We start from the raw sequence: 17,508 nt of genomic DNA on the forward strand, positions 1-17,508 counted from the left end.
TTCTCTCATCGTTGAAAGGAAAATTATGACCACCTTCATCCCTAATGAACCCGTCATTCACAGCATCGCTAATCATGCCGCTGAACTCGAGCGTGCTGAACAAGGCGTAGCTCAGCTTGAAGCACAGCGAAATAACCGCTGGTATCCAAAGTTCCATATCGCTTCAAATGGTGGATGGATTAATGATCCAAATGGTCTTTGCTATTACAAAGGTCGTTGGCATGTCTTTTACCAGCTTCACCCATATGGAACTCAATGGGGACCAATGCATTGGGGCCATGTATCTTCGTCCGACATGATTGATTGGCGTCGTGAGCCAATTGCATTCGCGCCTAGCTTAGAGGAAGAGAAGCATGGTGTCTTTTCCGGTTCTGCTGTTATCGGTGATGACGGCAATATCCGCTTCTACTACACAGGTCACCGTTGGTCAAACGGTACAGATAACACAGGTGGCGATTGGCAAGTTCAAATGCTTGCAGAACCTGATGATGATTCGCTCAATACCTTTACTAAGCGAGGCATGATTATTGATTGTCCACTAGATCAGGTCGATCACCACTATCGTGACCCAAAGGTATGGAAGACCGGCGACACATGGTATATGACCTTCGGTGTTTCTTCTAAGGAAAAACGCGGTCAGATGTGGCTATTTAATTCCACTGATATGGTCCACTGGAATTATGAACGAGTACTTTTCGAGCATCCTGATCCAAATGTCTTTATGCTCGAATGCCCAGACTTCTTCCCTATTAAGGATGCTCAGGGTAACGAAAAATGGGTTATCGGATTCTCAGCTATGGGCACGAAAGCTAGTGGCTACATGAATCGAAATGTCAACAATGCTGGATACATGATTGGTACTTGGACCCCTGGAGAATCATTCAAGCCAGAAACGGAATTCCGCTTGTGGGATTGGGGTCATAATTATTATGCTCCACAATCCTTTAATGATGGTCATCGCCAAATTGTTTACGGATGGATGAGCCCATTTGCTGAACCAATTCCGATGCACGATGATGGCTGGTGCGGAAACCTAACTCTTCCTCGCGAAATTACTTTAGGCTCCGACGGTGATCTCTATACGGCTCCGGTACGAGAGATGGAAGATTTACGCATTGATACTCAAGACTTATCAACTGAACCTCTCAAAGCTAATGAAACTAGAATTCTTGCACAAGACGGTGAAGCTGTAGAGCTTGAAGTAAGTATCGATTTGTCTACAACCACAGCCGAGCGTACAGGCGTAAAGGTACACGCTACCCCAGATGGCACTTACACATATATCGCATATGACCAGCAGACACAGCGCGTTATCATTGACCGTCAAGCAGCTTATGCAGGTGATCGAGGTTATCGTGCAACTCCCGTCAGCGACGCTGAGGTAGCAAGTGGAAAACTTGATTTACGTATCTACGTTGATCGTGGATGTGTTGAAGTATATATTAACGGCGGCAAGCAGGCGATGAGTTCGTATAGCTATGCTGGTGAAGGACCTCGCTCAATCGAATTGATGAGTGAATCAGGTGAAACCCATTACTCTACTGTTCGCCTTCATAATCTCAAATCCATTGGATTAGAGTAATTATTTATTGAACTTCCACTCTATTGGGTCTGACACGTCACGACGTCAGACCCAATTTTATATCTCGCGTTTCTTCTGTTGCCCCAACTATCACAATATTCAGCTCAGTGAGTATCGTACCAAGTATGAAGAGAAAGAAAGAATCATCAACTGCAGCAACTGCTGCACTTCAATTCGTCACGGATGCGCATTGTGAATTCACCACATACACATACGAGCATAATTCAGACCATATGGAGGAAGGTTTTGGTCTTGAAGGTGCTGCTCAGCTTGATGTACAGTCTGAGCAAATTTTTAAAACTCTTCTTATAGATATTGGTGAGCGTCCAGGACACGATTTAGCTACATGCATTGTTCCTGTCACCGGTCACCTTAATCTTAAAGCCGCAGCTGCCGCTTGCGGGGTCAAAAAAGCACAAATGGCTACTCCACAGGTAGCTGAACGTCAGACAGGGTATGTGGTAGGAGGAATTTCTCCTTTTGGGCAAAAAATTTCTCATCCAACAGTTATTGACGAAAGCGCCTTAGAATTTGAAGAGATTCTCGTTTCGGGAGGCCGTCGAGGTTTGAGTATCGGACTCAACCCGCTTGACCTTATCGACCTACTTGATGCTAAAATTGCACCTATTGCTGCTGAAGGAAGCCACCCAAGGTAAAGAGTAGAACCCTTTACTGAGTAAATGGCGACACCAGTAGTCAACAAGAAAATATTGAGCATTCATAAGAAGCAAAGAAGGTAATTATGACTCGCATTCTTCCTCCATGGGTGGGAAATGAATACACGATACACGCGGGCGAATATACTGCAATCGTTACTGAACAGGGTGCAGGATTAGAGCGTCTCGAATGGGCCGGTAAAGAGATTACCGTTCCATTCAACCCGCATGGTCCTGTATCTGCATGTAGTGGACAGATTCTCATCCCTTACCCTAATCGTATCGAGGATGGAGAATATGAATTTGAGGGCCACACATACCGCTTCCCTATTGACGAACATGAGCGCAACAATTCCATCCATGGACTTGGCTATCGTACCGCATGGAAGTTAGAAGCACTCACTTCGCACAGCGTAACGCTTACTTGGCGTACACCAAATTTGGCATGTTACCCATTTGACGTATTTGTAACTGTCACTTATAGCCTTGATTCTGAAACTGGATTAAGCATCACAATTGATGCTTATAATAACGGATCAACTAATGCTCCATGGGCTTTGGCTACTCATCCTTGGCTTGCAAATGGTCGTCACAGTGAAACGACTGAAGAGATGGATGCCGATAATGGTGCATGCCGTCTGACTATTCCAGCCAGTACACATGTTCAGGTTAACGATCGTCTTCTTCCTGTTGGCCTTGAACCTGTGGAAGGGACTCGTTATGATTTGCGCAATGGCGATCCTATAGGTGATCAGTCCTTTGATGATGCATGGACAGATCTTGACCATGATGCAGACGGTAATGTCTCCGCTATCTTTACCCGCCCTGACGGTATAGAAGTTACTATCACGGGAGACGAAACAGTCACATCATTCCAGGTATGCAACGGGTATGGCTGGGATAGCGCAAAGAAACCGGCTGGTGTTGCGGTAGAACCACAAACAGCTTATGCAAACGCATTCCGAAGTGGCAAAGACTTAATCGTCATTAAGCCAGGCGAAAGCAGCGTAACGAACTTACGCTACAGCACGCGTCAAATAAATTAATAGGTACTCAATTGCCACATATTGTACGGGAAGAATGTGCGGTCTTATTTTACGCATTAAGTCACTCGTACGCATATGCGCAAATCGCGAAATAGAGACATCATTTGCTCCCCGTCTGGTGCATGTGAGATACTCTATAAGGTAATTTTCAAGCTAAAGGAGTTTACCATGGGTAAGCGTGGACGCATGCGTCGTGAGCGCCGTAAGAAGGCTGCAAATCACGGCAAGAGGCCAAATACTTAAGCCTCACTGATTAATTTCAGTAGCAATACTTAAAAGGGATTTCCTCGTATGAGGAAATCCCTTTTGCTTTTATATATTGATTCAATTGATTTATATAACGACACACACATACATAATAATCAGCTCATCTGCTCGCTCATCAGAAACGAATTAATCACACAAACAGTCCATGCACTCACGAAGGCGCTCATATAGAGCCTCGGGAGCGTTCTCTGGACGCAAGCAATCCTTAATTGCCTTAATAATCTCACGTTCACTTTTATCACAGCTTGTCTCAGGATCAAAGCAAGCAGAAATCGTCTCATAAGAGATTCGTGTACATGTCTGTGTCGCGTCCGAATAATTTTCTATATCCACGTGTGTATACCTATTAACGCGTACAGAAGCACCGCAATTATAATTTCGTGATACCTTAACTACACGATTTTGTCGTACATAGCTACTCATATTTCCCCCAGAATATTTCCCTATCTTCTATAACTTATCTCGCATACCTTTTATTGCAGTATTGTCAGAGCTTTCTCACTCGGCATAAAACTCGGACTTATTTCTTGTCAGGTTGCGCTGAGCTAAATCCTCGTTCTTGCGCATACTTTTCTAGTTCCTTTTTTAGCTGGGAACGCGCACGGTTCAATCTGCTCATAACTGTCCCGATTTTTATCCCCTGCTCAGCCGCAATTTGAGCATAACTTTTACCATCAATAGCAGCCGAGATAAATACTTCTCGTCGCTCAGGCGACAAATTATCTAATGCTGTGAGAATTTCTGACGGAGCAAAGCTATCCATAAACGTTTGCTCCGCGGATTTTAATTCTTCGGAAGAATGTTCAGACGCCGCATAAATATCCCAGTCGTCATATTCTCCTGTGCTCGTATTTGCCCGTTGCGGGCGACGCTTGGACTTGTTGTATTGATTGAAATACAAGTTTCTTTCAATCGTTGTCATCCATGCCGCAAAATTCGTACCCTGCTCAAACGAATCGTAATTTTTGAATCCACGCTCGAACGTGTCTTGTACCAAGTCTTGCGCATCATCAGGGTTATTTGTCAGTTTCATCGCAAAACGATAAAGCTGATCTACGATAGGCATAGCTTGCTTCTCGAACTGTTTGCGTCGCTCGTTCATTGTCATAGGTCTTATTGTTGCATGATAATAATACGCATGACGCAATTATTGGACACTCTGAGCATAATTCCCACACAAAGTATGGATTGTCCCCTTTCGAAGAGCTATCTACTCGGCTTCGATACGGAGACTACAGGGACAACTTATGGGAAAGATGCTATTGTTTCTGCTTGTCTTGTTTTGCGCAACCCCGCCACAGGTTATGAAGCAGATATCACAAGTTATTGGGAGATTAATCCTCGTATACCTATGAATCCTATGGCTTCACGGGTTAATGGATTTACCACTGAATATCTGACTGAACATGGTATGGATCAAGAAGTTGCTATTACCGAGATTTCGGAAATAATCGTTGCCGCACAGCTCAAAAATATTCCATTATTGGCTTACAACGCGCCTTTTGATGTATCGATGTTGAACGCCGATTTGAAGAAAATTGGTTCAGCTCCATTAGATACATTAATGCGCGATAATGATGTCGATAATTTCTTAAGCACCACTGAGCGCGAGCTGCTCATCGTTGACCCTCTTGTTATTGATCGAGCAGTAAGCAAGCGTACAGGTTCACGCAAACTTATTGATACTACCTTCTATTATGGTGTGCAGCCTCATGGGAATTTCCATAATGCCGTAGCTGATACTACTGCTGCTGTAGATCTCATTGAACCTATCACGCGTTTGTATCCTCAAGCCGCATCTATTAGACTTGAAAATCTCATGTCTTTCCAACGCGAAAGTTACACTAGCTGGAAAGACAATTTTAATGAATACTTAAAAACACAAGGTCGTTCACTTATTCAAGGAAGCTGGTTGTGATGCCACAGATTACTCTCAAGCGTGTCATCGATGTTCTCGATAATTTTAATCTATTGGAACATAGTGGATCGTACAATGCCATCAATCAGGCCACATGTGCGCTAGATTCTTTCAGCTTCGATTCCATCACATATTCAAGCAATGATGTGACATCCACATCTTTGCTCATATGTAAGGGAAACTTTAAAGATGCTTACATGTGTGATGCTGTATCTCGCGGATTGACTTATTACGTGGCAGATCATGAGTTTAGCGTATCTTCCAAGCAATCAGCTAAAGGTATTATCGTTACCGATACAAGAAAAGCTCTGGTTGTAATTGCTCAAGAATTTTATGGTCATCCTGAGAGACTGCTTACAACTATTGGCATTACGGGCACCAAGGGAAAGAGTACTACTGCGTTCTTTACGCATGCAATTCTTAACGATTATTTCACGCATAAAGCAGCGCTTATTTCTTCTGTCAGCAATTGTATAGATGGAGTCCATGCTGAGGAATCACAACTAACAACTCCAGAGTCTTTAGACTTGTATCGCATGCTTCGCCAAGCAGTAGATAATGGTCTAACTCATGCAGTTATTGAAGTGTCATCGCAAGCATACAAAGTTGATCGTGTATTCAATTTACGATTTAATATTGGCGCGTTCTTGAACATTTCTCCTGATCACATTAGCCCTATCGAGCATCCAAGTTTTGAAGACTATTTTGCATGTAAACGCCAAATTATTTCTCATAGCGATGCTCTTGTATGTTCTGCAGACATCGCACACCGAGATGTTATTGACGCCGACATTGTTCAGGCTCATATTCCAGCATATTTTGTAAGTGCACAAGATATCGACCGCTCTCGTGTCCATCTTGCTATTCCTGGTGAATTTAATTATGCTAATGCAGCTGTAGCGATAAGATTGGCACAATTGGCTGGTGTACCTTCTGATAGTGACAGTATTGAAGCTATTAATTCCGTCAAGATCTCAGGGCGTATGGAAGTCTTCATTCCATCAAACTCTACGCCACAAGATGCATCAATTATAGCGGTTGTTGATTTTGCACATAACGGTATAAGCACTTCTACCCTGTTAGACTTCGTCGAATCGACATATGGTCAGCGTAATCCTTATATCACTGTAGTCACCGGTTCTGCAGGCAATAAAGGTGTCAATCGTCGTGAAGAAATAGTTCACGCTGCACAAGATAGAATCAACAGATTTATTTTTACGGCAGATGACACAGATACGGAACCGGTAGAAGACATATGCCAGCAAATGGATCATGCTGTAACTAATGAAAGCATCAAGCATGAAATAATTATCGACCGATTACAAGCGGTAACGACAGCACTTTCAGATGCTATCAGTCGAGATGGTTTTGATGTGGTTCTAGTCATCGGAAAGGGTAACGAACACTGGATTAAAGTTCATAATAAGCATGTCGACTACGAAGGTGACGATGCAATTGTTACTCGTATGCTTGGCTAGAAATAAAATTTTAGACTCATTACGGTGCTTGTAAGCCACTTACGTAGTGGTAGATACTGTGTGGTGCAGATGGAATAAATAAGCCTTCTGCACCACACTTTTAATATGGGATTACTTCTGTAAGTTTTGCTTCGTACATCTTCACTTTAGCTATTCGAAGACCTACTTACCCACTGCAATTAGCCCACTCTCTTATGCATGTAGAGCTTCTTACTCAGCTATCTCATCAAGCGCACTACCCTGCTTAAGTTTTTGAGATACCACTGCCGTAACACCATCCGAACGCATAGTCACGCCATAAAGTACATCAGCAATGCTCATCGTGCGCTGCTGGTGAGTGATGATAATAAGCTGCGCATGCTCGCGCAAATCATTAATCGCATTAAGCAACCGTGTCAAATTAATATCATCGAGTGCAGCTTCGACCTCATCCATAATGTAGAACGGGCTAGGACGAGCTGTAAAAATCGCAAAGAGCAAGGCTAATGCAGTCAAACTACGCTCACCACCGGAGAGAAGAGATAATTGCTTGACGCGTTTTCCAGCAGGACTTGCTTCAACGATGACACCAGTTTCAAGCAGATTATCAGGATCTTCCAGACGTAATTTTCCAGTACCCCCCGGGAATAAAGTAGCAAATACTTTCTGGAAGGCAGCCGCTGTGTCTTCAAAAGCGGAATGGAAGACTTCAATCATGGTACTATCGAGGTCTTTGATTAATCCCAATAAATCATCTCGAGAAGTGACCACGTCCGTGCGCTGCTCGCTAAGGTACTTAAAGCGTGTTTGCAGTGCATCATATTCTTCAGTTGCTAACGGATTAACCTTACCCAATGCAACCAAATCACGCTTTGCTTTATCAAGCTTCTTCTGCTCACGATCGCGATTGTAGACTTCAGTTTTGAACATTGATAAATCAGCAGAATTATCAGAGGTAGAATTATTCGCCGAATCAGAATCGGAATTTGAATCCAAATCCGAATCTGAGTTAGCTCTGTCCGCATATATTTCCCCATGCGAGCTTTGTTCACTATCATTCAATGGGATAAGCTGTCCGTCATCGTCAAAGACAGGAACTGGATTATCTGGTCCGAATCGTTCGATAACAGTCTCGATACTGCTTCCCAATTCGTCGACAATACGCTGACTAATTTGCCCATATTGTGTAGCAATGCGCTCTCGGGCAACATCAAGCTCATGCTCACTCTGAGTCAGCGAACTAACAATTGGTTCTTGCTCTTTTCGAAGACTTCTTAACTTTGTAAGCTCTTCATTATGCAAAGAGGCTTCTGCTTGAAGTTCGTCTCTGTGATGAAGAACTCTGCCGATATGAGTATCCATCTCTTGAGCGTACCGTTCAGCTCGTTTGGCCACACTATGTGCTTTTTGAGCTTTTCTCGTACGCTCTTCATTTTGTACCGCAACGCGCGCACGATGCTCAGCAGCTTGCTTAGCTTGCGAGCGCAGTAGTGTTACTTGTCTTTCCAAAGACTGAGCTCGTTGTGAAGTATTATTCCATGTTAGTCGAGCTGAAACTTCTTCTTCACGCGCATGTGCCAATTCTTTGTCTAAGCTCTGTTCTCGATTGACAAGAGATTCCATATCAACTTGTGCATTCTGAGCTTGTTCAGCAATCTCAAGCTGATGATGCAAATCTTCTAAAGTTGCCGTTTGCGTCCGGCTCTGTGCCTGCAAAGATGAAATTTGCTCATCAATATCATCAATACGACGAAGCAAACTTTCCACACTAGATTGCGCAGCCTTAATATCATTGTCTCGCTGCTGTATAAGCACACGATTCTCCGTTATAGCTGTCTGAATAGCCCCTAAAGCTGTACGAGCATCATCGTATCGGGCGTCGATAGCTGCTTTATCATTTTTGAGAGTTTCGACTTGCAAGCTCAATTCTTTGACCTGTGATAATGCTTTATCGCGTCGAGCTGTCAAACTCAAATCACTTGGATTCTTCGAGATACCGCCGATAGCTCCCACAGCGGTGAAAGTATCACCATCTTGTGTCATTACAGTACAAATTCGTGAATCGTTTATCACGCGTGCCGCTTCACTGCGCTTGTGCACGAGCGCAACATCGCATAGTAGTGTTTGCAAAGATCGAACGATACCTTCTGCTGTATTCCGCCTGTCAGAATCAATAGCAGGATTTACAGAGATAACTGAAGCTGCGTTAAGCACTGTACTATCAGTATCTGTGAGGTCCTCTACCGTCATACGTGCCATATCTGTCGGATAAATAACTATCGCGCGCCCCATGCGCTCATCATGCGCTATATCCATTGCAAGATTTCGCGATTCGCTGTCAGGAACCACAACCGCACTAGCGAATTGCCCTAAGGCTTTTGCAATTGCTTCTTCCCAACCCTCTTCGATATGAATATAATCGGCAAGATTTCCAAGCGTTGTAACAGGGCTACGTTCCAAGTCTCCAGAAGAGCTACGAGCTTCCAAGGTATCACTTAACGCGTCTGCCTTTGCCCGTAGAGAGATAATCGTATTATCTATTTCACGAATTTGCGCTTCTGCTTCCTCGCGTTGAGATCGAATAGAAGCCAAATCCGACTGGGCTTTCTCTCTTTGCTCGTCAAGATTCTCGATACTTTGTCCTGAATCCTGCTGCAAAGTATCGAGTCGATTTTGAGCATCCGTACGTGATTTGTCGTAGCTCAGTTTTTGTTGCTCTAAATCGTGAATACGTGTCTCTAAACCTTGAATTTGTGCTTCTTGCCGTGCTATCGTTTCGCGAAGTTTAGCCTTGTGACTTTCTTGCTCTTGTGCTGATTTTCGCAATTGGGTCATCATTTGGCGATGTGCTGCTAAGTCTTGTTCGATACGTGCGCGGTCTTGAGTCGCTTTGTCGAAAGCTAATCGTGCCTCATCTGCATTATTATGAGCTTCTTGCTGCTGACCTTCAAGTTCATCAGCTCGAGCATTGAGTAAGTCCGGGTTATCTCCTGTCATAGTTACGATTTGACTACGCCAAGAATTTTCTCGTTCTAACGCAAGTGCTGACAGTGCTTTTAGACGCTCTTGAATTTGTGCCATGCGATGATACGTTTGATTAACCGCGTCGATAGCCGGGCTTGATTGACCAGCAAGTGATTCTAAGCGTTCAATTTCGAGCTTAGTAGAAGTCAATTCACGTTGAGCTTTTTGAAGCTGTTCACGAGTGCTCACTAAATCTCGGCGAATATCATCTCGTTGAATCATTAATTTTTTCGCATCATCGGCAAGTAGCCTACTCGTCGCATCGCGAATAATGACCTGAATATTATCAGCACGGCGACTAATTCTTGCCTGACGACGAAGAGGCCCCAACTGTCTTTGTATTTCTCCAAGCAAATCATCAAGTCGCTCGACATTTTCTACAGTAGACTGAAGTTTTCGTAGCGCGCGTTCCTTGCGCTTTCTGTGCTTTAAAATTCCCGCAGCTTCTTCAATAAACGCACGATTATCTGCTGGAGTTGCACGCAAAATTGAATCAAGCCGCCCCTGACCTACAACCACATGCATATGGGCTCCCAGACCTGTATCTGAGAGTAATTCTTGCACATCCAATAATCTCACTGGAGAGCCATTAATCGCATATTCCGATCCCCCATTACGGAAAATTGTGCGGCTAATAGTCACTTCAGAATAATCAATATTGAGCGTTCCATCAGTATTATCGATTGTCAGACTTACTTGAGCTCGACCAAGTGGAGCACGTGTAGATGTACCGGCAAAAATAACATCTTCCATAGAGGTACCGCGAAGACTCTTTGCACCTTGCTCACCCATAACCCATGCGAGCGCGTCAACAACATTAGATTTACCAGAACCATTTGGTCCTACAATCGCAGTAACACCTGGTTCGAATCGTAAAGTTGTAGCATTCGCAAATGATTTAAATCCACGAATGGTGAGCTCTTTAACGTACATCCTGTATACTTATCCTCGCTTATAATCGCTCGTAGTCATCAAAATCTCAGCTGAGATCAGAAGAATCGTCAGACATATCATCTGGCATATCGTCAATCGTCTCATCATCGATAACACCAGTATCTTGCGTAAATTGCGTGTCAATTCCTGCAGCTCGGTCTTCTTTTGAATTCTTCAGCTCAGAATTATGGCGTTCCTTCAGTAAGATTCGCGCATCCCCAGCAGTAACAAAGCTACCGAAAATAATAATTCCATGACCATAACCAATGCCTAATTCGTCTCGCGAATCAACGGCATCAACCGCTGCTTGAATTGCATCTGGCATGGAATCCGCACGAATTACACGATCAGGTCCGAAAACGCTGACAGCAATTTTTTCAAGATCCTCTACTGGCATAACTCGTGAACTCCATGAGTTTTCAGTTACTACGATTTGAGACAAAACTGGTTCCATTATGCCAAGAACAGTTTCAACCTCTTTGTCCTTCATCATGGAAACAACGCCCACAAGATCATTAAAGTCGAAGTTATCTTCCAACGCATTACGCAAAGCAGTAACAGCGTTTTCATTGTGTCCGCCATCAATAATGATGGTTGGAGAACGTCTAATTACTTCGATACGACCTGGAATCTTCACACCGCTCAGAGCCTGCGCAATGATATCGGTATCGAGCTGTCCACTGACAGGAATAACTGCTTCAGCAGCGCACAATGCTGCTAATGCGTTATGTGCCTGATGCTCACCAAACATAGCAACAGGAATCTGATCATACATACCCTGAGGTGTAGTAAAGCTGACGACTTGCCCGCCCACCGCATTAGCACGTGAGGTGATCTCGGCTTCAACTCCGTCACGCACAATTGCCTGAGCACCCACCTCCTGAGCTTCCTCCACTAGTAGATCACTTACTTGTGCATGAGGCTGAGCGCCAATAATAACAGTAGAATTTGGCTTAATGATTCCAGCTTTTTCTTGGGCAATCTCCTCAACAGTATCGCCAAGCCACTGCATATGATCCATATCAACTGGGCCTATAACCACTGCATCACCATCCAACACATTGGTTGCATCCCAACGTCCGCCCATGCCCACTTCAACAATGGCTACATCTACTGGCGCATCTGCAAAAGCCCAAATCGCCATAGTAGTCAAAACCTCAAAGAAACTCATACGAGGTTCATTATTTTCCTGGCTCTCACGGTCGACGATATCAATAAAGTCTTTGACTTGTAGCCACGTATCAATAAAAGCATCATCACTTATATGCTGACCATCAATTGCAATTCGCTCAGTTACTGATTCCACATGAGGCGATGTATAAAGACCCGTTCTTAAGCCATACGCGCGGCATATTGCTTCCGCCATACGAGAGGTAGAACCCTTGCCATTCGTACCTGTAACATGAATAACCCTAAAGGATTGCTCTGGATGTCCTAAGTAATCTAAAACTCTTTGCATTCGAGTTAGACTTGGGTCAAAATCGTGCTCAGGTGCACGCGACATTATTTCGCGATATACTTCAGCCAATGTAAGATTTTCAGATTCTGGTACCTCATAAGACATACGCCTTATTTTATGCAGTATCAAGGACTGAGAATTGAACGGTTTGGCCTTTATTTTCTCCTCGAAATCATGACCTATCGTATGGATTTCGTGCTTGCGTTTAAACATGCATCTCATTAGGTAATTCTTTTCAAGAATTTCTCAGCAAATTCTCCTGTTCTTCAATTGTTAAGCGCATTTCTACATTCGTTTCGCGCAAGATGGCTGTAATCTGTTCAAGCTGGCTGTGTTACGTGCAAGCCGACTGTATTTTGTTCAAGTTGACGATATTCATCGTTTGCTGGCGTTGTTCAGCGCCTGCTTGCGCAGTTTCATCGTTTACTGGCATAGTCCGATGCAACACCAGCTGTACCGTGTGAACTGCTCTGTGTTCGCTGTCAATACCCCTACACTTTTCTGCACCAGCTATCAATCACTGCTCATCATAAATTACAAAACATGCATTTCATTCTTGTATTGCACTTAGGAGCTAGCGATCCCCAATCGCATGTTACTTTTCATTATTTCAGTATTACTGCCATGCTTTACGCCCCAATTATCCATTCATTTTCCCCTGAATGAAACTGCAATAAAGTCATGAGTAAGGCTTAAAGTGAAGTCATCATTTATTACTGGATCCATTAGCGCTCAAGGAGCTTATTCCATGGTTTCACATACCGAAAACACCCCAGAAACAAACGAGCCACAGACCCGCGCTGAAGCGGATGCATCTGATTCAATGGCAAATCGTTCTCATAATCGTACACTTCGTCCTCAGTCCACCACTTTCTCTGATTTCATGCTTTCAGGCTGGGGCGAGGAAACTGCCGATATTCGCCCACTTGAGTCAAGTTCATATACAGAACGACGTCTTGAGGAGCTTGGAAAGCGTTTCCCAGGTGAACGCCTAGTTATTCCAGCAGGTCAAGCAAAAGTGCGTAATGATGACTGCGATTATGCATTCCGTCCTGATACAGCTTTCGCATACTACACTGGTCTTGGTCAAGATTATGAGGCAGGCGCAGTGCTCGTTTTGAATCCTGTAGCGCCAGGAAGCGCACAAGCGGCTATGGGCAAGACCCACACCCCTGTTATCTACCTTCACCCACGTAGTGATCAAAGCACCCAAGATTACTATCGCTCTGCGGCGTATGGCGAGTACTGGGTAGGTCGCCGACCGGGTCTTGAGGGGATTAAGACCATGACAGGTATTGAGACAGCTGATATTGCTGGTCTTAATGATGCTTTGGCTAAGGATGTGGGCACTGAGGAAGGTGCTATTCGCGTTCGTATTATTCGGAATATTGATCCAGAGATTACTACTACTGTCGATGAGATTCGCTCTGCAAACGGTTTTGGCAATCCTGACGCATGTGAAAGCGACGATAGTAAATTCTACGAATTTGCATCTGAAGCTCGCATGATTAAGGATGAGTTCGAAATCAACGAAATGCGTAAAGCTATCGCAGCTACACACGAAGGTTTTACGCGTATGCTTGAAGCTCTTCCTGAAGCACGTGGCAAAGAACGCGGCGAACGTATCCTTGAAGGTCGTTTCAATGCAAATGCTCGTGAACAAGGTAACGCTGAAGGCTACGGCACTATCGTTGCTTCCGGCGCTCACGCCCCTACTTTGCATTGGATGCGTAATACGGGAACTATAAATGATGGCGAACTTTTGCTTATCGACGCAGGTGTGGAAGTTGATTCCTTGTATACCGCTGATATCACACGAACTTTCCCTACCAATGGTAAATTCACACCTCTTCAAAGAGAACTGTATTCTGTCGTTTTGAAGGCACAACAAGCTGGTTTTGAAGCAGCAAAGGTCGGCGCTACTTACTCTGATATTCATCATGCGTGTATGCGCGTTCTCGCTGAGGCTATGCACGAATGGGGTATTTTGCCTGTAAGCGTTGAAGAGTCACTCAGCCCTGAAGGTCAGCAGCATCGTCGTTGGCATGCATGCGGCGTTGCTCATCATTTAGGTCTTGATGTTCATGATTGCTCTCAGGCTCGTTATGAGTCATATCAAGGAGCGAAGATTGAGCCTGGAATGATTTTCACTATCGAACCTGGCCTATACTTCAAGGAAAACGACATGCTCGTTCCTGAAGAATTCCGCGGAGTAGGTATTCGTATCGAGGATGACGTCCTCATGACCGAGAACGGTCCAGAATGGCTCTCAATTGACATTCCAAAGGAAATTGACGATGTCGAGGAATGGATGGCTCAAGCAGCACGTAAGTAGTATGTACTGTTAGTATTTCGCAGATAATCAATACAAGGACTACTGCCCCATCTATTCCTATAGAAGAATTTTTTGGTCACTAGGGTATTCATATACCGTAGTGACCTTTTCATATTTCGCATACTTATATCGCGCGAAATAGCTAAGCTACACACCATCTTCGATTAATCTTTCTTACATATTCAAAATGTATAGGAAAGATTAACCATGAATAACATCAAGAAAACAATTACTACAGCAGCTCTTATAACCACATTACTTTTCGCAGCAGCATGCTCCCCTAATAACAGTCAAACAACCTCATCTGCTTCTCAGACATCAACATCTGAAAGTTCATCAATTAGCCAAAGCGCGATGGACCCAAACAAGATAGATGCTCCACAAGTGGGATTATCAGATGAACAGTGGAATCGCAGCCTCGGCACGCGCTCGGATGGCAAGGATACAAATAGCAAGAACGCTCCTACACGCATTCTCACGCGAGATGCCGATAGCATTATCATTTACTTCTCACGCTCTGGTTCGACAGAGTTACTTGCAAGTAAGGTTCAGGCGCTCTCAAAAGCCGACGTCATAGAGCTGACAGTTTCTGAGAATTACAGTCCTGATTACGGTCAGACTGTGCAGCGCGCAAATCGCGAGCGCGAAGAGGAAAATAACCCAACGCTCAATGTTGATATCCCAGATCTTTCACAGTATAAAACAGTCTACCTTGGATATCCTATCTGGGGTATGACTCTTGCAGAACCAGTTGCAAGTTTCTTGGAGCAGTACGGTAAGCAGCTTGATGGGAAAACTATTGCTCCATTTTCTACAAACGGTAGCTACGGTTTGGGATCTAGTGTAGAACGAATTCAATCTATCCTTCAATCCCAAGGTTCTCAAGTCAAGATTACTGATGCGTATCAGATTCAGGGAAACCGTGTTAATGAAGCTGATTCTTCACTACGTCAGTGGTTCAACACTATTAGTAAATAACTATTAATAAATACTTGTGAGGTAAAGAAAAGTTTATATGTCAACAATTTTCAGTGCTGATACTACGTTATCGCAAATATACAGTACACCGGAATTTTCTGGTTTCGCTCATAGGCTTTTACCAATCGATCTACATATGAGTAGTTCGTCTACTCTCAAGCAGTTGTCACAAAATCTTCCTTGGTATAGCACGTACACACGTACTGAGCGCACTGTGAGTATTTTTAACGAGCTGCGTACACGAGCATCTCAGGGACAAGAAATCTTCTTTGATATCTACACTGCGCAAGAGCAGAAACAAGATCCAAGTAAAAGAAATACAGGACTGGTGTTTTTTAAGGGGAAGAAAAATCATAAGACAGCTATCGTCAGTGCCGGTGGCGCATTCCAGTATGTAGGAGCCATACAAGATAGCTTTCCTCATTGTCAGTATTTAGCTGAGCAAGGATTTAATGCTTTTGCTCTTATCTATCGTCCTGGCGCGCGCACTGGAAGTCGCGATTTAGCACGAGCCATCGTATTCTTGCATGAGCACGCAAACGAATTAGAAATTGATATGACTGGGTATTCATTATGGGGAGGCTCAGCTGGCGCAAGACTTTCCGCATGGCTTGGCAGTTTAGGAACTCAAGCTTTTGACGAGCCTCGCACCGCCCAACCAAGTACTGTCGTTATGGAGTACACAGGTTTATCTGAAGTTTATGGCACCGAGCCTCCCACAATTTCAATAGTAGGTACGTCTGATTGGATAGCTGATTATCGTGTTATGCAAGAACGCACACGTAAACTCTCAACATACTCAATTCCCGCAGATTGTCTCGTCTACAACGGACTAGGACACGGATTCGGCTTAGGTGAAGATACCGCGGCACAAGGATGGATTGACTTAGCTATTAACTTCTGGATGGACAATTTAGATACAGCAATTTAAATACAGCACATTAATCTTTATGTAAAGGATTCAACTTTATGCCATTATCTCTTCAACTCAAAAATATACCTAATTCTTATCTTGCCGCTACCGATAGTTCAAGGTATAAATCAGGCCGTCTTGAAATTTTAGATTATACGACGTATGAATCTTTTTCGTACGAATCTTCCAACCCCAAGCCAATAAATAAGCGAGCAATAGTTTATCTGCCATATGGGTATACACCTGAAAAGAAATATCCTATTGTCTATGTCAGCCATGGTGGATGGTCAAATGAGACAACAATTATGGGTACTCCTCATTCCCCTCGACCATTCAAATTCATCATTGATCATGCAATCGAGAACCACGACATCGTCCCCATGATTATCGTAAATCTTACGTACAATAACACCAGCGAGCAAGATAGTAGCGATTTCAATCTCGCCATAGAGCTGACAGAACGGTATCACAACGAATTGATCAACGATCTCATTCCCGCAGTTGAGTCGACGTACAGTATGTATGCTTCTTCAACAAGTCCTGAAGACCTTAAAGCTTCTCGTAAATACCGTGCTTTTAGTGGATTTTCTATGGGCTCAGTCAATACATGGCGCACATTTGAATACGCTCTAGACTATTTTGCCTATTTCAACCCAATGAGTGGTAGCATCTCCGCTTCTGCTCATACGCTTGCACGTTTAGCTCATAGAGTCAACGATGAGTTCATTATTTACGCATTATCTGGTACTAACGACTTTGCTTATTCTTCATTCCGAGAGCAAATAAATAGTCTTTCACAGCTAGAACCTGATACCTTTAGATTGGAGGATAACTTATTCTTTCGAGTAAGACAGGGAGCATCCCACGATTACGCTGCATTATGCGACTACACGTACAATGCTCTGGGCGCATTTTGGAAAGACATATAACTTTAAATCGA

Annotated in this window: 14 protein-coding genes; 10 read left to right on the top strand and 4 right to left on the bottom strand. The window is 43.8% G+C overall.

All coding sequences use genetic code 11. The features are described from left to right. Nucleotides 1–25: 25 nt before the first annotated feature. From EJ419_RS05710 to EJ419_RS08560, 4 genes are all read left to right on the top strand, one after another. Nucleotides 26–1,582 carry a glycoside hydrolase family 32 protein gene (locus EJ419_RS05710; RefSeq protein ID WP_131284525.1) on the top strand — a complete coding sequence of 519 codons (1,557 nt, stop codon included), beginning with the start codon at nucleotides 26–28 and terminating at the stop codon, nucleotides 1,580–1,582. A 125-nt stretch (nucleotides 1,583–1,707) separates the two neighbouring features. After that, nucleotides 1,708–2,238 (top strand): Cys-tRNA(Pro) deacylase, encoded by a 531-nt coding sequence (gene ybaK, locus EJ419_RS05715; protein WP_131284527.1) that lies wholly within the window; start codon nucleotides 1,708–1,710, stop codon nucleotides 2,236–2,238. Between the two features lie 86 nt (nucleotides 2,239–2,324). After that, the gene (locus EJ419_RS05720; RefSeq protein ID WP_131284529.1) at nucleotides 2,325–3,284 is read left to right on the top strand and encodes an aldose 1-epimerase family protein; all 960 of its coding nucleotides are present in this window, start codon (nucleotides 2,325–2,327) and stop codon (nucleotides 3,282–3,284) included. A gap of 168 nt (nucleotides 3,285–3,452) precedes the next feature. After that, nucleotides 3,453–3,527: a 50S ribosomal protein bL37 gene (locus EJ419_RS08560; RefSeq protein ID WP_420836913.1), complete on the top strand. Its 75-nt coding sequence runs from the start codon at nucleotides 3,453–3,455 to the stop codon at nucleotides 3,525–3,527. A gap of 150 nt (nucleotides 3,528–3,677) precedes the next feature. Here the strand turns inward: EJ419_RS08560 and EJ419_RS05725 are convergent, their stop codons facing one another. Both EJ419_RS05725 and EJ419_RS05730 read right to left on the bottom strand, forming a co-directional pair. Next, a complete protein-coding gene (locus EJ419_RS05725) occupies nucleotides 3,678–3,974 on the bottom strand; it encodes a hypothetical protein (RefSeq protein WP_131284531.1) in 297 nt (98 codons plus the stop codon). Nucleotides 3,975–4,071: 97 nt separating this feature from the next. Then, on the bottom strand, nucleotides 4,072–4,659 hold the full coding sequence (locus EJ419_RS05730) for a sigma-70 family RNA polymerase sigma factor (RefSeq protein ID WP_131284533.1): 588 nt from the start codon (nucleotides 4,657–4,659) through the stop codon (nucleotides 4,072–4,074). Between the two features lie 30 nt (nucleotides 4,660–4,689). Between EJ419_RS05730 and EJ419_RS05735 the strand changes: the two genes are divergently transcribed. Continuing rightward, nucleotides 4,690–5,469, top strand: coding sequence for an exonuclease domain-containing protein (locus tag EJ419_RS05735; RefSeq protein ID WP_131284535.1), 780 nt, complete (start codon nucleotides 4,690–4,692; stop codon nucleotides 5,467–5,469). Next, nucleotides 5,469–6,947: a UDP-N-acetylmuramoyl-L-alanyl-D-glutamate--2,6-diaminopimelate ligase gene (locus EJ419_RS05740; RefSeq protein ID WP_131284537.1), complete on the top strand. Its 1,479-nt coding sequence runs from the start codon at nucleotides 5,469–5,471 to the stop codon at nucleotides 6,945–6,947. The genes EJ419_RS05735 and EJ419_RS05740 overlap by 1 nt, the downstream gene beginning before the upstream one ends. Nucleotides 6,948–7,157: 210 nt before the next feature. On the opposite strand, the gene EJ419_RS05745 is transcribed toward EJ419_RS05740, so the two are convergent. Then, nucleotides 7,158–10,883: an AAA family ATPase gene (locus EJ419_RS05745; RefSeq protein ID WP_131284539.1), complete on the bottom strand. Its 3,726-nt coding sequence runs from the start codon at nucleotides 10,881–10,883 to the stop codon at nucleotides 7,158–7,160. Between the two features lie 46 nt (nucleotides 10,884–10,929). Next, on the bottom strand, nucleotides 10,930–12,447 hold the full coding sequence (locus EJ419_RS05750) for a bifunctional folylpolyglutamate synthase/dihydrofolate synthase (protein ID WP_131284541.1): 1,518 nt from the start codon (nucleotides 12,445–12,447) through the stop codon (nucleotides 10,930–10,932). Between the two features lie 643 nt (nucleotides 12,448–13,090). Here EJ419_RS05750 and EJ419_RS05755 point away from each other — a divergent pair. From EJ419_RS05755 to EJ419_RS05770, 4 genes are all read left to right on the top strand, one after another. Beyond that, nucleotides 13,091–14,677, top strand: coding sequence for an aminopeptidase P family protein (locus EJ419_RS05755; protein WP_131284543.1), 1,587 nt, complete (start codon nucleotides 13,091–13,093; stop codon nucleotides 14,675–14,677). Nucleotides 14,678–14,884: 207 nt separating this feature from the next. Continuing rightward, a complete protein-coding gene (locus EJ419_RS05760) occupies nucleotides 14,885–15,655 on the top strand; it encodes a flavodoxin family protein (RefSeq protein ID WP_131284545.1) in 771 nt (256 codons plus the stop codon). 37 nt (nucleotides 15,656–15,692) lie between these two features. Continuing rightward, the gene (locus EJ419_RS05765) at nucleotides 15,693–16,586 is read left to right on the top strand and encodes an alpha/beta hydrolase (protein ID WP_205668833.1); all 894 of its coding nucleotides are present in this window, start codon (nucleotides 15,693–15,695) and stop codon (nucleotides 16,584–16,586) included. Nucleotides 16,587–16,624: 38 nt separating this feature from the next. Then, nucleotides 16,625–17,497 carry an alpha/beta hydrolase gene (locus tag EJ419_RS05770; protein ID WP_131284547.1) on the top strand — a complete coding sequence of 291 codons (873 nt, stop codon included), beginning with the start codon at nucleotides 16,625–16,627 and terminating at the stop codon, nucleotides 17,495–17,497. Nucleotides 17,498–17,508 lie beyond the last annotated feature (11 nt).

Source organism: Alloscardovia theropitheci (genome assembly GCF_004332295.1).
In the GTDB taxonomy this organism is placed as follows: Bacteria; Actinomycetota; Actinomycetes; order Actinomycetales; family Bifidobacteriaceae; genus Alloscardovia; species Alloscardovia theropitheci.

Bases quoted from the DNA above. Each gene is read 5' to 3' on its own strand.
- EJ419_RS05710 (WP_131284525.1), top strand. From the start codon at position 26: ATGACCACCTTCATCCCTAATGAACCCGTCATTCACAGCATCGCTAAT.
- ybaK (WP_131284527.1), top strand. From the start codon at position 1,708: ATGAAGAGAAAGAAAGAATCATCAACTGCAGCAACTGCTGCACTTCAA.
- EJ419_RS05720 (WP_131284529.1), top strand. From the start codon at position 2,325: ATGACTCGCATTCTTCCTCCATGGGTGGGAAATGAATACACGATACAC.
- EJ419_RS05725 (WP_131284531.1), bottom strand. From the start codon at position 3,974: ATGAGTAGCTATGTACGACAAAATCGTGTAGTTAAGGTATCACGAAAT.
- EJ419_RS05730 (WP_131284533.1), bottom strand. From the start codon at position 4,659: ATGACAATGAACGAGCGACGCAAACAGTTCGAGAAGCAAGCTATGCCT.
- EJ419_RS05735 (WP_131284535.1), top strand. From the start codon at position 4,690: ATGACGCAATTATTGGACACTCTGAGCATAATTCCCACACAAAGTATG.
- EJ419_RS05740 (WP_131284537.1), top strand. From the start codon at position 5,469: ATGCCACAGATTACTCTCAAGCGTGTCATCGATGTTCTCGATAATTTT.
- EJ419_RS05745 (WP_131284539.1), bottom strand. From the start codon at position 10,883: ATGTACGTTAAAGAGCTCACCATTCGTGGATTTAAATCATTTGCGAAT.
- EJ419_RS05750 (WP_131284541.1), bottom strand. From the start codon at position 12,447: ATGTCTTATGAGGTACCAGAATCTGAAAATCTTACATTGGCTGAAGTA.
- EJ419_RS05755 (WP_131284543.1), top strand. From the start codon at position 13,091: ATGGTTTCACATACCGAAAACACCCCAGAAACAAACGAGCCACAGACC.
- EJ419_RS05760 (WP_131284545.1), top strand. From the start codon at position 14,885: ATGAATAACATCAAGAAAACAATTACTACAGCAGCTCTTATAACCACA.
- EJ419_RS05765 (WP_205668833.1), top strand. From the start codon at position 15,693: ATGTCAACAATTTTCAGTGCTGATACTACGTTATCGCAAATATACAGT.
- EJ419_RS05770 (WP_131284547.1), top strand. From the start codon at position 16,625: ATGCCATTATCTCTTCAACTCAAAAATATACCTAATTCTTATCTTGCC.